This window comes from Mesorhizobium sp. M4B.F.Ca.ET.214.01.1.1 (assembly GCF_004791545.1).
GTDB lineage: Bacteria > Pseudomonadota > Alphaproteobacteria > Rhizobiales > Rhizobiaceae > Mesorhizobium > Mesorhizobium abyssinicae.
Map to the genome: position 1 here is coordinate 58,128 of NZ_SRUX01000004.1, position 14,930 is coordinate 73,057.

Annotated in this window: 11 protein-coding genes; 7 read left to right on the forward strand and 4 right to left on the reverse strand. The window is 60.4% G+C overall.

Translation table 11 applies throughout. The features are described 5' to 3' along the window. Positions 1–214: 214 nt before the first annotated feature. Complete coding sequence (locus tag EN857_RS09615) at positions 215–1,282, forward strand: M35 family metallo-endopeptidase (RefSeq protein WP_127392099.1); 1,068 nt, start codon at positions 215–217, stop codon at positions 1,280–1,282. A gap of 138 nt (positions 1,283–1,420) precedes the next feature. Here EN857_RS09615 and EN857_RS09620 read toward each other — a convergent pair whose 3' ends face one another. Continuing rightward, positions 1,421–3,799 (reverse strand): mechanosensitive ion channel family protein, encoded by a 2,379-nt coding sequence (locus tag EN857_RS09620; RefSeq protein WP_245478222.1) that lies wholly within the window; start codon positions 3,797–3,799, stop codon positions 1,421–1,423. A gap of 294 nt (positions 3,800–4,093) precedes the next feature. Here EN857_RS09620 and EN857_RS09625 point away from each other — a divergent pair, with 294 nt between their 5' ends. The 3 genes from EN857_RS09625 to EN857_RS09635 are packed head-to-tail and all read left to right on the forward strand — an operon-like array spanning position 4,094 to position 7,702. Further along, complete coding sequence (locus EN857_RS09625; RefSeq protein WP_127283545.1) at positions 4,094–5,308, forward strand: glycosyltransferase family protein; 1,215 nt, start codon at positions 4,094–4,096, stop codon at positions 5,306–5,308. Between the two features lies 1 nt (position 5,309). Next, the gene (locus tag EN857_RS09630; protein ID WP_127309846.1) at positions 5,310–6,554 is read left to right on the forward strand and encodes a glycosyltransferase family 4 protein; all 1,245 of its coding nucleotides are present in this window, start codon (positions 5,310–5,312) and stop codon (positions 6,552–6,554) included. Next, positions 6,551–7,702, forward strand: coding sequence for a glycosyltransferase family protein (locus EN857_RS09635; RefSeq protein WP_127309845.1), 1,152 nt, complete (start codon positions 6,551–6,553; stop codon positions 7,700–7,702). Before EN857_RS09630 ends, EN857_RS09635 begins: the two co-directional genes overlap by 4 nt. Positions 7,703–7,739: 37 nt before the next feature. On the opposite strand, the gene EN857_RS09640 is transcribed toward EN857_RS09635, so the two are convergent. Further along, positions 7,740–8,411, reverse strand: a complete 672-nt coding sequence (locus EN857_RS09640) for a class I SAM-dependent methyltransferase (RefSeq protein ID WP_127309847.1) — start codon at positions 8,409–8,411, stop codon at positions 7,740–7,742. Between the two features lie 264 nt (positions 8,412–8,675). On the opposite strand from EN857_RS09640, the gene EN857_RS09645 reads away from it, so the two are divergent. The 3 genes from EN857_RS09645 (at position 8,676) to EN857_RS09655 (ending at position 13,020) form a co-directional block, all read left to right on the forward strand. Continuing rightward, complete coding sequence (locus EN857_RS09645; RefSeq protein WP_128346031.1) at positions 8,676–11,390, forward strand: ABC transporter ATP-binding protein; 2,715 nt, start codon at positions 8,676–8,678, stop codon at positions 11,388–11,390. Positions 11,391–11,581: 191 nt separating this feature from the next. Beyond that, positions 11,582–12,037, forward strand: a complete 456-nt coding sequence (locus tag EN857_RS09650) for a cyclic nucleotide-binding domain-containing protein (protein WP_127284751.1) — start codon at positions 11,582–11,584, stop codon at positions 12,035–12,037. A gap of 128 nt (positions 12,038–12,165) precedes the next feature. Continuing rightward, a complete protein-coding gene (locus EN857_RS09655; protein ID WP_127284752.1) occupies positions 12,166–13,020 on the forward strand; it encodes an MBL fold metallo-hydrolase in 855 nt (284 codons plus the stop codon). 1 nt (position 13,021) lies between these two features. Here the strand turns inward: EN857_RS09655 and EN857_RS09660 are convergent, their stop codons facing one another. Then, positions 13,022–13,786, reverse strand: coding sequence for a polysaccharide deacetylase family protein (locus tag EN857_RS09660; protein WP_127309466.1), 765 nt, complete (start codon positions 13,784–13,786; stop codon positions 13,022–13,024). Continuing rightward, the gene (locus EN857_RS09665) at positions 13,783–14,871 is read right to left on the reverse strand and encodes a glycosyltransferase family 4 protein (RefSeq protein ID WP_127309467.1); all 1,089 of its coding nucleotides are present in this window, start codon (positions 14,869–14,871) and stop codon (positions 13,783–13,785) included. The genes EN857_RS09660 and EN857_RS09665 overlap by 4 nt, the downstream gene beginning before the upstream one ends. Positions 14,872–14,930: the final 59 nt, after the last annotated feature.

The following is a 14,930-nucleotide window of genomic DNA, read 5'->3' on the forward strand; positions in this document are numbered from 1 at the left end:
GAGGTGTCAGTCGAAATCGCTGACATTCGCGGCAACGGACATGATTTCGCGTTCCTGTTTTTTTGAATCTGAGGTAAGTTGCAATGCCCAGCCCGCAGCAATTTCATTCCTAATTTGTAAGGTAGGCTGCGGGCGATTCAGGTATGTTATCGCAAACTAAAAACTCACGTAGACGCAGCAATTCCGTCTGATCGTGGTTATATGGGAGCGTAAAATGCCAAGTATTGTTCGGAGTGTGACGCTTGTACTTTTGTATTTTTTTAGCCTTGTGCCCTTGGCGTTTGCGCAGCAGAATCAGGAAATTGAGATAGTTCTGCAATCGCGCCTGACTTCTTATGGAAACGATACCCCCCTAACTATTGTTTTTACTCTCACGAACCGATCGGGCAGCCCGATCAGGGTGCTCAGATGGACCACGCCGATCGACGGCGTCTCGGGCCAAATTTTTTCAGTGACGAGAGGGTCGCAGCCAATTCAGTATATTGGCCCTTTGGTGAAGCGAGCAGAACCGACCGAGGCTGATTTTATCGATATCGAACCCGGACGATCGATTTCGGCGACCGTCGATCTGTCATTGTACTACGCCATCTATGAAGCAGGGAACTATGCGGTTACCTATGATACAGAGCGAGTGGGTCTGCTGGTTGGTCATCCAGCTGCCCTGAGACGCGCCCAGGTTCTGAGCAACGCCGCCACGTTCAGGCTTCTATCCGGTCGAATTCCTCCGGAACGGATACCGCTCTCGGCACCCAGATTCGACCATTGTGACAGCTCTCAACAGGCTGATATTGGCGCTGCGCTGGCGGAGGCAAACAACATAGCCTCGGCTGCCCTGCAGGTTTTGCAGGGCACGCCCTCTGCCCAGCAGCCGAATTCCCAACGATATCGGACATGGTTTGGGGCGCATACCGTAGGACTGTACGCAAAGACCACTGGAAATTTCTCGAAGATTGCGGATGCTCTTGCAAACAAGACAATAACGTTTGGATGCCACGGCAGCATCTGCGGACCGGATGTCTATGCGTATGTGTTCCGTGATCAACCTTATAATATTTTTGTTTGTCAAAAGTTCTGGTCGGCGGCTCTGAAAGGAACGGATTCAAGATCTGGAACGATTGTACACGAAATTAGTCACTTTGAGGTCGTCGCCTTCACGGACGACTATTCATCTGGCGGTCAAAATTTTGCCAAGATACTCGCGGTTGAAAACCCGCCGCAAGCTACAGAAAATGGCGATAGTCATGAATACTTTGCCGAAAATAGCCCCGAGCTTCCGATGTGAGGAACGCCACACCCAACTGAGCTAGCATGGATGCGGGTGCCGCATCGCCATCGGAAACGACAAGGATCACCGAGGGTTGCAGCCTCGTTGACGCAAATAATCAACATTCCGCTGCTACCAGCGGGCGTCACAGCTTTCCTACTCCGTTGTGCCGGCTTTTTTTCTGCGCCGATTGGTATGCGACTGCGCAACGGCCATTTTTAGCTCCGGTGTGATCTCCACAGGCGCATTCTCTGCCCCATGTGGGTTCTGCAGCCCCTCGACGTGGACGGTCGGGAATGGGAGTTCGATGCCCTGCTCCTTGAAGGCCTGGCGGAGGCGTAAAAAGAATCTGCCTTTCATAGCGAAGGCGCCTCCCGGTCTGGTTGTGACCTTGACCCTCAAGACGATGCCGTACTCACCGAACTCCTGTACGCCCTGCATCTTGATCGGTTCGATCACCCAGTTTTTGAATTCGGGGTCTTCCGCCAGTTCCAGGCCGATGCGCTTGATCAGCTTACGAGCGAAGTCGATGTCGGTGTCATAGCCGACGGTGATGTTGAATTTGTCGGTAACCCAGTCGCGGCTCTGGTTCTGGACGGCTCCGAGTTCACCGAACGGTATTGTGAACAGCGGGCCGCGATGGTGCCGCAGCTTCACCGAGCGCAGCGAAAAGCTCTCCACCGTACCCCTGTAGCTGCCCGATGAAATGTATTCGCCGACGCGAAACGCATCGTCGAGCAGATAAAACACGCCTGAGATCACGTCCTTGACGATGGTTTGCGCGCCAAAACCCACGGCGACGCCGACGACGCCGGCGCCGGCGATCAGCGGGCCGATCTGGATACCAATTGAGGCGAGCATCATCAGCACCGCCATAACGACGATCACTGCGAGCAGAATGTTCTGGATGATGGGCAACAGCGTGCGCAGCCGCGCCTGCTGCGGATCGAGGGTTGGGATGTCCTCCTCGCCGATCACCGCATGCGACGTTTCGATGCCCAGCTTTCGTTCGATCAAGGCCTTGATGATCGACCAGCCGAAATCGGCGGCAAGAGCAATGACAATGACATTGATCAGGCCGCGCAATATGAGCGTGGTCGTCGTATCGCCGTCTCGCATGGCCTGCATGTCCAGACCCCAGACACGCGCAAGAAGGTAAGCCGCCGCCAGGATCAGGATCATCCGGATTCCGCGATCGATCACAGCGATCGTCACCGCCGGGATCGTAGGCCGGCCGGCATCTTCCGAACCCGGCCGCAGAACGAAATTGACCCCGCGCTGCGTCAGCACGATTGCAAAAGGCAGGACGAATGCGGCCAAGGTAAACCAGAACCACGTGTACAGGCCGACGATGCGCTCCAGGAACAGAGCGACGAAATAGGCAGTCAACAGCCATGTCGCTGCCGTGTGGCCGTGCCCATCGCGCCGTGTCCTTGGCCGGCGCCAGACGGCAAGCAGCAGGAGCACCAGCAGCACGAAATCGGCGCCCACCGACAGCACCATCATGCCGTCACGGTCGATGCCGAGACCCGGCAGGAGGATAAACGCGGCGGCGAAGAAGGCGAAGACGCCGACGATCCGCGTCAGCCAATAGGACCAATGGTCGGCCGTCTCGTTGCTGACCGGCAAGGCACGAACCTCGACAGCGTTCTCGACCTGCATGAAGGAAGGGACGAGCAGGGCTATGAGGTACGTGCGCACCCCCCATGTAACGACTGCAGCCATCAGGAATGTCAGCACGATCTCACGGATGAGCATTGGCCAGTCGAACAGCATGAACGCGCCGGCGCTGCCCAGCGCGAACGAGACGATCAGCAGGCTGGAATAAAGCAGGCGGCCACCAATCTTCTTGGCCCGCCCGGTCGGCGTATCCTTCGATTGCGCGATGATCCAAAGGCGAAATGGACGCGTCAGCTTGTACGTTGCCCAGGTGAGCGCAAGGCCGGCAGCGATGAAAATCGCGATCAGCATCAATACGCCGGCAGGTCCCCTGCTGGACATATCCTCCATGGTCGCTTCCCGAACGCGCGCGAATTGGCCGGGCAGCGAGGGCAAGGTTCGCACGATCCGTTCGATGTGATGCTTGATCCGATCGAGCGTCGAGGATGCCATCGTGTTCATCTGGCCCGTTGCGGCCGCGGCGTCGGACGATGCGTCAGCCGGTGAAGCGCCTGCCGCGGCAGGGGCTGCCGTTGAACCGGCGTCCTGATTTCGTTGTTCGGCCACCCAGGCCTTCACCGACGGATCGTCGAGGAGTTCGAACAGCTGTTTGACCCTTTCGGGCGGGACGGTCGCCGGCGTCTGGGCCTGTGCCGGACCGGCCAGGAAGAGGGCTATCCCGACAACAAGGGACCCGGCAATCAGGGCAAACATCGCGGTTAGATATTGGAGACGTCGTGCCGGGCGCGCCGGATTCCTGGCTCCCAATCGTCGAATCATGAGCGGCATCGCGCTGTAGCCTTCCCTCAAATCGGCAAGCAAGACATCTATGCCCGTCGTTGCTCCTACCTTGAAGAAGCCCATGTTGTGGTGCAAGACGTCATCATTGCGAGCTAGACAATTGCGCGATATCGCCGCGCGTCCGTGCACACAACGAAGTGTGATTCTGGAGTGAATAGCGCCATCGGGCCTTTCGCGTTCGGCCCGGTCGGCGCAGTGTGCAGAGAAGTCGGTGGGTTCGCGGATTGCTAGGCGATCTGCGGCTTCTTGGGTGATTCAAATTGAAAATTGCGCCTTCATGTTTCAAAACAGGTCTGTAGACCAGGATGGTTTCGGAGCCTGCGGGTCGGTGACGGCCCTCAAGGCGAGAATTCGAAAAGACGTTCAACAATGACCCAGCACGCAGAAAACACTCGAATTCTCATGTACAGCCACGACACGTTCGGGCTCGGCCACCTGCAGCGCTGCCGGACTATCGCGCATTCGCTGGTCGAGGATTTCCGCGGACTTCAGGTGCTTATCATTTCGGGTGCGACCATCGCTGGCGCCTTTGATTACCGCGCCCGTGTCGACTTCGTGAAGATCCCCAGCGTCATCAAGTTGCGCAACGGCGAATACACCTCGCTGGAAAAGGATATCGATCTGCACGAGACGCTAAGGATGCGCCAGTCGATCATCCGCCACACGGCCGAGAGCTTTCGGCCGGATATCTTCATCGTCGACAAGGAACCGCTCGGCCTGCGCGGCGAGATCGAGGACACGCTGTCCTATCTCAAAACGCGAGGCACCACGCTCGTGCTGGGCCTGCGCGAGGTGATGGATGCGCCGCATCTGCTCGAAGCCGAGTGGGCACGCAGGGATGTGATGCGCAAGATTGGCATGTTTTACGACAAGGTCTGGGCCTATGGTCCGCCGGATTTCTACGATCCGTTGACCGGCCTGGATGTGCCGCCGGCTGTCAGGGCAAAGATGACCTTCGTCGGTTTCCTGCAACGGAGCCTGCCGCGGAACGAGTTGCCCGGCCATCGGCCCGAGGGCGACTATATCCTCGTTACCACCGGTGGCGGGGGTGACGGCGCCGAACTGATCCACGACGTTATCGATGCCTATCAGCAGGATCCGCAATTACAGCACAGGGCGCTGATCGTGCTTGGGCCTTACATGCCGGCGCGCAAGCGCAACAAGCTGCTCAGGAAGGGGTCCAAGATCCCCTACATCAAGATCATCGAGTTCGACAACCGCATGGAAGACCTGATTGCCGGCGCCAAGGCGGTTGTGGCGATGGGCGGTTACAACACCTATTGCGAGATCCTGTCTTTCGACAAGCCGGCGCTGATCGTGCCGCGCATCGAACCCCGCGAGGAACAGCTGATCCGCGCGCGGCGTGCAGCAGAACTCGGCCTCATCGAGATGCTTTTGCCGGAGGAGGCCAAGGATTCCCAGCGGTTTGCCGATGCACTGGTGGCGCTGCCGGACCGGCCTCGCCCGTCGCAGAGCAATCCGCATCTGACGCTGGAAGGGCTGCCTCATATTTCCGAAATCGTCGCAGAACTGCTCGACCGGCGGGCCGGCCATCACCTTTCGGTCATCGAAGGATCGAACTGAGTTGCAACGTCGCAAGATCGTCGTGGTTCTGAAGGGCTATCCGCGGCTGTCGGAAACCTTCATCGCGCAGGAACTGCTCGGTCTGGAGCGTGCGGGGTTCGACCTGGTACTCGTCGCGCTCAGGCGGCCGACCGACGCGAAACGCCACCCCGTGCATGACGAGATCAAGGCGCCGGTCCATTATCTGCCGGAATATCTGCATCAAGAGCCGCTACGCGTGGTTCGCTCGCTGTTTGCCTGTCTGCCGCGTCCGGGCTTCTGGCGCGCGCTCGGATCGCTGGCCACCGATATCCCCCGCGACTTTACGCGCAATCGCGTGCGCCGCTTCGGGCAGGCACTCGTGCTGGCCGCCGAATGGCCGCAAGACGCGGGATGGTTGCATGCGCACTTCGTGCACACGCCGGCATCGGTGACGCGCTATGCCAGCCTGCTTCTTGGTCTGCCCTGGAGTTGCTCGGCCCATGCCAAGGACATCTGGACTTCGGCGGACTGGGATCTGGCCGGCAAGCTGTCCTCGGCGCGTTGGACGGTCACCTGCACAAGAACAGGCTTCGACCGTCTGAAGGAACTCGCCAACGGCAACTCGTCCGTACATCTGAGCTATCATGGGCTCGATCTTGATCGCTTCGGCAGCTTCGGCGAGGCGCGAAAGCAGCATGACGGCTCGGCGCCGGGCGAACCGGTTGTCGTTCTCAGTGTCGGGCGCGCCGTCGAAAAGAAGGGTTACGATATCTTGCTGGAGGCCCTTGCCCTCCTGCCAGCCGATTTGGCGTGGCGTTTCGAGCACATCGGCGGCGGCGAGGAACTGGAACGGCTCAAGGCGCTGGCGCTAAAGCTCGGCCTGGATGGTCGCGTCGCTTGGAAAGGTGCGCTTGCGCAGGAGGAGGTGCTTGAGCACTATCGAAGCGCCGACATTTTCGCCCTGGCCTGCAGGATCACTGCAAATGGTGACCGGGACGGCCTGCCGAATGTTCTGGTCGAGGCGGCCAGCCAGCGGCTTGCCTGCGTGTCGACCGACATTTCCGGCGTGCCGGAGCTTTTATCGCCGGATGAAACCGGGCTGCTGGTTCCGACGGAAAACCCGATTGCCTTGGCACAGGCGCTGGAGCGCCTGATCCGTGATCCCGCGCTGCGCGCTCGCCTCGGCGACGCCGCCGAACGGCGCGTGCGAAGCAATTTCGACCATATGGCAAGCATTGGGCAGCTCAAACAGCTGTTCCAACAGGAGTGGCAGGCTGCCGAATGATGCGGCTGCGCGCCTTCTTGTATGTCCAGCACCTGCTCGGCATCGGTCATCTCGCGCGCACCAGCCGCATCGCGGCGGCTCTGGTCGATGATGGGTTTGACGTCACCGTCGTGACCGGCGGAGCGCCGGTCGCGGGATTTCCGGGACCGGGGGTAAAGTCGGTAATCCTGCCACCTGTCACCTCAAGTGATGAAGGATTTTCCGGCCTTGTCGACCTGCAAGGCAAACCCATCGACGATGATTTCAAGAAGCGGCGTTCAGAGATGCTGCTGCAGGCATTTCGGGATTGCAGGCCTGATATCGTCATGATCGAGGCGTTTCCATTTGGACGCCGGCAGATGCGTTTCGAACTCATGCCGCTGATCGAGGCCATCGACGCGACATCGCCCAGGCCGCTGTTGGCGACGTCTGTCCGTGATATCCTTCAGGAGCGCGTCAAGCCGGGCCGAAACGAGGAAACGGTCGATCTTATCAACAGGCATTTCGACGTTGTCATGGTTCACGGCGATCCGGCTTTCGCAACCATCGACAAGACATTTCCACTGGCCGGGGCGATCACAGCCGAGGTCACCTACACGGGGCTCGTTGCCGCGCCGCCACCGCCCGCGGCCTCCGAGCGCTTCGACGTTCTGGTGTCGGTTGGCGGCGGCGCTGCCGGAAAACACCTGGTCAGATCCGCCATCGCCGCCGCAAGGAATGCCAACAACGCTTGGAAATGGTGTTTGATCACCGGCCCAAACTTGCCGAAAGACGAATTTGACGCGATCGCGCGCGATGCCACGCCGGGGCTGTCCATCTTCCGGTTCCGCGAGGATTTCGCCAGCCTGCTGACCGGCGCCCGCCTGTCGGTCTCGCAGGCGGGTTACAACACGGTCTGCGATGTCCTGCGCGCCGGTTGCCGCTCCCTGCTGGTTCCATTTGCAGCCGGTGGGGAGACCGAACAAACGGTTCGCGCCCTGATGCTCGAAGAACTCGGTCTTGCAACGGTGCTGACGGAAAAGGACTTAACGCCTGAAGGTTTGGCGCAAGCGATCGAACAGGCGCTGGTGGCGCCGGCGCCATCCGCGCATCGCCTCGACCTGGAAGGCGCGCATCACGCGGCGCAAATCCTGCGCGAGCGGCATCGAGCCTGGTCCTTGAAATCCTAACGCGGGTCGCGTCCGTGTTAGAGACGCGCAAAGCGCTTCAAACAGTTCCAATCAGCATGAAGCGCGTATATTTCTTCGTCGGCAGCTCGCCGGAGAACCTGATCTCGCGCAGCGCCGCCATGGCTTCGAACGCTGCAAGTGAAGCCACGCAGTTGATGTGCGTCGGCTCGCTGAAATAGTCGTTCGATTGCAGCAGGACAGTCGTGCCGCGCGGAAGCAGAGCAAGCCAGGCGCCGAGATCGGCTATGTGTTCACAGCTTGTATTGACCACCAGGTCGGGTTGCCCGGCCGCATAGTCGAGTGCGTACATATCGTCCGTCAGCGCCCGGAACCGGTCGCCGGCTTCCCGGTTGAGGGTCAGGGCCACCGCGCCGACTTCGGGATCGATATCGATGCTATCGACCGCCGCTATGTCGAAACGGGCGTCGTTGAAAAGCATTGCCGGCAATACGCCGTACCATCCACCCAGCACCCATATGCGCTCGAACCGGCCGCCGCAGCTTTCGAAAAGCCTGTCGAGCGCCCACATCTTGCAGGCGACCTGTTTGTGGTTGAAGGCGTTGGCGATGTCGGCCCGCGGATGCTTGGCGATGACGCGCGCCAGCCCGCTCACGAGAGGGTGGTTGACATAGGCAGCAATTCCCCGCGTAAGGTCCAGGGCCTGCTCGTGCCCGTCCAAGGCGGCATTGCGTGGTTGCGTGACATCCATCATAGTCGTCTTGTATGGTGGGATTTCGGGCGACACAACGCAATCTTGCCCCCCGCAAGGCTGTTTGATCCGGGACGTGATTATGCTGTTAGCCGCTTCGCCATTGCCCGGAGAGGGCCGGTTGCATCTGTCCGGACCGAAGGCGTCCTGGGTGGGCTGCGGCTGCGAGCTTGTCTTTGGCGACGAAGACCTTGCCGATGCGCCCTTCGCCGGCAGGTGCTCTCACATCCTGCATCCTTCCAGCTGAAGGACCCACAGTCGCATATGGAACCCAGCCTAGCCCGCTATATCTGGAGGCACACCAGGAAGCAGCAGCTCTGGATATTGATGATCGTCCTGCTTTCGATGATCCCGTATTTCATGTCCTTCGACCTGCCGAAGCTGATCGTCAACGGCCCGATCCAAGGCAAAGGCTTCGAGCAACCGGGCGCCACCCAGCCATTCATGAGACTGCACTATGACCTGCCGTTCATTGGCGAGGTCCAGTTCTTCTCCGGCTTTCAGCTCGACCGCTCGGCAACGCTGCTTGCCCTAAGCGTCGTGTTCCTGTTGCTGGTCGTCATCAACGGCTTGTTTAAACTCTACATCAACACCTACAAGGGCCGCCTCGGCGAACGCATGCTGCGGCGTATCCGCTTCGATCTGGTTGATCGAGTGCTGCGGTTTCCGCCGTTTTACTTCAAACGGGTGAAATCCGCCGAAGTGGCGACCATGGTCAAGGACGAGGTGGAGCCGCTGGGCGGCTTCATCGGCGACGCCTTCCTGCAGCCGGTGCTGCTCGGCGGCCAGGCGCTGACGGCCATGCTGTTCATCATGGTCCAGAATTTCTGGCTCGGAACGATAGCGGTCGTGATCGTGGTGATCCAGATCGTGCTGATCCCGCGAATGCGGCGGCGGCTGATCGTCCTCGGTCGCGAACGGCAGCTGACGGCGCGCGCGCTTTCGGGCCGGGTTGGCGAAATCGTCGACGGCATCGGCGCGGTTCACGTCCACGACACCTCGAACTACGAGCGCGCCGACATAGCTGCCCGGCTAGGGCTCATCTTCAAGATCCGCTTCGATCTTTACCAATGGAAATTCATGGTAAAGTTCCTCAACAATTTTCTCGCGCAGCTGACGCCCTTCCTGTTCTACATGATCGGCGGGTATCTGGTCATCGAGGGGCGGCTGGACGTCGGCCAGCTCGTGGCCGTGATCGGCGCCTACAAGGACCTGCCCGGACCGATGAAGGAACTGATCGACTGGGATCAGGCGCGGCAGGATGTCCAGGTCAAATATCAGCAGGTCGTCGAACAGTTCACCGTCGACGGTGTCATTGCGCCGACAATCGGGGCATTGACGATCGACGCCCCCGGGCCGATGACCGGCCCGCTGTCGGCGATCGGTCTGTCGATAGCGGACGATGGCGGTGCATTGCTCCTCGACCGTATCTCCCTCCAGGTCAAGCCGGGTGAGACGGTGGCGCTGGTCAGTACCGCAACAGGTGGAGCGGAGGCGCTGGCGGAAGCCTTCGCGCGGCTGAACCGGCCGAAAGGCGGCAAGGTCGCTTCGGGCGCCCACGACCTGCTTGAACTCCCCGAAGCAGTGACCGGCCGGCGCATGTCCTATGCCTCGTCGGATGTTTTCCTGTTCCAGGCAAGCCTCCGCGACAACCTGCTCTACGGGTTGAAGCATGCGCCGCTGACATCGGTGACTTATGACGGCGCTGCGGCAGACCAGCGCCGATGGAACATCCACGAGGCGCGCCGGTCGGGCAATCCCGATCATGATATCCAAAGCGACTGGATCGACTACGCTTCCGCCGGCGCTACCGGCCCGCACGACCTCTTTGAAGCCGTGCGCCGGGTGCTCGACGCGGTTATTCTGTCGCGCGACATTCTGGATCTTGGCCTGCGCTCTTCGGCCGACCTGACGCGTCACACGGAGCTTGCCAGGCGAATCGTCGAACTGCGTGCGGCGCTGCGAACGCGGCTGGAACACGAAGGGCTGAGCGGACTGGTGGTTCCTTTCGAACCGGGCGCCTACAACAAGGAAGCAACGATCGGCCAGAACCTGCTCTTCGGCGCTGCCGCCGGCCCCGAACTGGCCGACAGGGCTCTGGCGGCCAATCCGTATTTTGCTTCTGTGCTGAGCCAGGCCGGCCTCGACCGCACGCTCTACGAAATGGGCATGGAGATCGCCGACCAGGCGATCGAGCTGTTTGCCGACCTGCCGCCCGATCACCAGTTCTTCCAGCAGCTCGCCTTCATGAGCGCCGAGGAGATACCCGCCTACGAAACCTTGCTGCAACGGCTCAAGAACCGTCCCTACGAGGCGGTCTCAGAGAACGATCGCGCCATGATCGTCACCTTGAGCTTTGCCTATATCGAGCCCCGGCATCGCTTCGGCCTGCTGAGCGACGAGCTGATGAGCAAGATCGTCGCTGCGCGCAACGGATTCTATGAAAACCTGCCGCCCGAGCTGCAGAATGCGGTCGAACGGTATGATCCCGCCAAATACATCGCCGCGGCTACCGTCATGGACAATGTCCTGTTCGGCCGCGTGGGCAACAACCATCCCGACGCGCCGGACCGCATACGCTCCATCGTCTATGACATTCTTGACGAGCTGGGGCTCTATGCCGAAGTTCTGGATGTCGGTCTGGACTTCAATGTCGGTTCCGGCGGTAGGCGGCTGACCGGTGGACAGCGCCAGAAGCTCGACGTCGCCCGGGCCTTGCTCAAGCGTCCCGATTTTCTCATTCTCAACCGGCCGCTGTCGGCGCTCGACCAGCGTATGCAGGACAAGGTGCTGCAAAACGTGCTCGAGGAGGCCAGACGCGACGGCCATTCGCCGGCAATTGTGTGGGTGGTGACGAATCCGGCAATGGGGATGATGTTCGATCGCGTTGTCGTCTTCGACTCGGGCCAATTGGTTGAAGACGGAACACACGAGACACTTTTGGCGGAGAGCGGTATCTTCAAGGAACTGCTATCATAGAGCATTGGACATTCAGATGGGATCATTCTGCCGGTGGGAACTTGTGGCAAGGTCAAGGGATTCGGGTTTCCGGCTGATCGGGCCCGCCACCTTTCGCGTGGTTCGTCCCGCTACCCGGAAACAGAATTGATCCTATCTGGGGGTCGGTTGTTCTAGTCTCGCAGACGTGAGTTTTGGGAAGGTTCGCGACAATGCTGCTCAAGGATGAGGTTGGAATGCTGCAACGCGTTCCCTTGTTCTCTGGCATAGAGCCGACAAAGCTCAAGCTGCTTGCGTTCACATCCGATCGCGTGAGCTACGCCGCCGGCCAGATCCTTTTCCGGCAGGGTGATGAGGGAGATGCGGCCTATGTCATCCTTTCAGGCAGGGCGGATATTCTGGTCGATTCCGACAGCGGACCGATAAAAGTTGCCGAACTGCTGCCAAATTCGATCGTTGGCGAGATCGCCATATTGTGCAACAGCTCCCGCACGGCCACCGTCAGAGCCGCAAGTCCGGTTGAAGCCTTGAGAATTCACAAGGATCATTTCCTAAGGCTTATGAAGGAGTTCCCGGAAATGACCATCGAGATGGTTCGGGTTCTTGCCGATCGCCTGAGCCATACGACCGCGGATCTGATCGACGCGCGAAGCGCCAATAACGAATGAATTGCGCTCGATCCTTGCCGTCGTGATGGCACGGGCCTCTCACGGACAAGGTCATCAGGAGGAAAACCTTTCTCGCCTAGCAGCAGTTGTTTGGCTACGATGGCCGAGGGGGACTACGAAGGGCTTGCATGGACGACGACGTTTTCCTGGTCAGGTTTTGGGGCGTGCGCGGCAGCATTTCGGTATCGGGGCCAGAATTCTCTCGTTATGGCGGCAACACAATCTGCATCGAGATGCGATGCGGCAAGCATACGCTTCTATTCGACGCGGGCTCTGGCCTGCGGCCTGCCGGCTGGGCGCTTCGTGCGTCGGGCGTGACCGATTTCGATCTGTTTTTCACGCATTGTCATTACGATCACATCATCGGGCTGCCGGCCTTTAAGCCGATGTATGACCGGAGCGTCAAACTCAGGCTTTGGTCCGGGCATCTTGCAGGACGCATGACGACCCGGCAGATGGTCGATGAGTTCATGCGGCCGCCCTGGTTTCCGGTGAGACTGGATGTCTGCAAGGCAAGCCTCGACTATCGCGATTTCGTATCCGGAGACGTGCTTCGGCCGCGCCAAGGGGTGGTGGTCCGAACCGGCAGTCTCACCCATCCCGGTGGCTGCATAGGCTACCGGGTCGAATGGGGTGGCCGCGTCGTGGCGGTGATCACGGACACCGAGCACGAGCCGGGCCAGCTCGATCAGGCGATCCTCGATCTCATCGAGGATGCCGACCTCGTCATTTACGATTGCACCTACACCGAGGAGGAAATGGAGCGCTACCGCGGCAACGGGCACTCGACATGGCAACAGGGAGTCAAGCTCTGTGAGGCTGCCGGCGCGCGGGGGCTTGCCCTGTTTCACCACGATCCGTCGCGCACCGACGATCAGTTGGACGAGATGGAGAAATTGGCCAAAGACCGGTTTGCAGGCGCTTTTGCCGCGCGGGATGGCCAGACGCTCGAATTTCCCGTCTCATCGCATAAAAAGCGCTGAGCTATTTTCCTTTGCCGGCGCTGCGCCCGATCAATGTCCTGATCGGAAGCCATGCGCAGCCTTCAGCCTGTGCGGTGACTGCGAACAGCCGTTCGAGGAAAAGCCAGGCCGATTCATCATGCACGAGATGGTGGGTGAGCAGGCCGACCGGTTCGCCGCCATCGAATGCCTGCTGCAGTTGCGCGACGATAGCCTGAACCAACAGGCCATGATCGCGGCAACCGCGCGTGCCATGCCAATCCATGATGTCGACATTGCTGTTGATGACCGCCAGCGAAGCCGGCTTCGGCGGCCCGTAGACCGACAATGCCGCAAATCCTATCGATCCAAGGTCGGAAACCAGGCCGGCGTCGATCCTGTTCCAGGGTGGCACCAGCATCGGAACGGCACGTGCGCCGTGCAGGCCGGTTACGTGCGACAGCCCGCGCGCCAGATCATCGAGCATCGCCTCGCGTGGCCGATGCGGGCCGAGCTCCTGCTTTTTCTGGTCCTCTGGCGCATGATTCCGGTGCGCCCAGCCATGGATTGCGACCGTGGCATGCGGCGCCTCGTCAAGCCGGGCGACAAGCTTCTCATCAGTCCGGGCCGGAATCACGGCCAGGGCGACCGGAACCGCGAATGCACCGGTGAGGCGGAGCAGCCGGTCAAGCGCGGGCGTCGGATCCACGGCGTCATCGTCGCGCAGCCAGAACTCTGCCTTGCGGCCCACCCGTTGCCGACGCGCCAGTTCTTCCACCAGGGGTTGCCAGATCCGATCGGGTGTCATGAAACCGGGATCTTCGCAAGAAGTTCGGTCAGACGCGCAGCCGCCGCACCGAGGGAACGCTCTTCGAGGGTGAAGCGTCTGGCTTCCGCGGCCATGATGGTTCTTTCGTCGTTCCGGGTCAGGAGCCTTTCAATGGCGGAAGCGAATGCCGCCACATCGCCCGGCGGGGTGAGAAACCCGGTCTGGCCATCCCGCACGACCTCCGGCACGCCGGCGATGTCCTGAGCTACCACCGGAAGGCCGGCGGCCTGTGCTTCAAGATAGGCAATGCCATAGGCTTCGCCGAAACCCGGCCAGACGTAAATTCCCCCACCGTAGAGGACATCCGGCACGGCGGTTGGCTCAATCGCGCCAAGCCATTCGATACGGTCGGCGGGCAGGCCCGCGAATTGCGCTTTGACCTCTTCACGGGCAGGCCCGTCCCCGACGACCGAAATGGTCCAGGGCAGGTGGCCGATCGAGCCGAGCGCTTGCGCCAGCATGCGATAGCTTTCGAGCTTGTCGCCCGGGCGCATCATGGCGACGGTAATGAGGCGCGTCGGACAGCCCCGTGTCGGGGTTTCCCGGAATGCCGATGTGTCGATGAAGGGCGAAAGCATGCCCAGAGCGGCATCGGGTATCGCCTCTGCCAGTCCCTGACGATCCCTTTGCGTGAAGCAGATGTTCAGCGCCGCCTGTTCGACGGCTCGCACCACCAACGCTTGCGCATCGGCCCACAAACCGGTGTTGCGCCGCCTCGAATAGGAGGCTTCCGCTGTCACATAAGGGACGGCAAAGGCCGATGCCAGCTCTGGCCCGATCGGGTCGGGCGCCTTGTAATAGGGATGATAGGTGAACCAGAGATCGGGTTTGCCGTCATGATCCCAAAGCCTTGCCAGCCGCGCCGCTTCCGCTCGGGCCTCGATCTTGAGCGCATCGAAACTTTTCGACTCCGGTTCGCGTAGATAGAAGCGCAATTCGGAAGCCAGTTCGACGCTATGCCCGCCGCGCTCCAGCGCCTTGACCAGCGCCCTTGCCATCTGGCGGTCGCCGGAGGCAACGGGATGATTGAGTGACTTCAGCGGCGCGTAGAAGGCAATTCGCATTTCCGGACCCTATCATCGCAAAGCCAGCGCAAGTCAATTTCGCAGCACGATCGACTTCA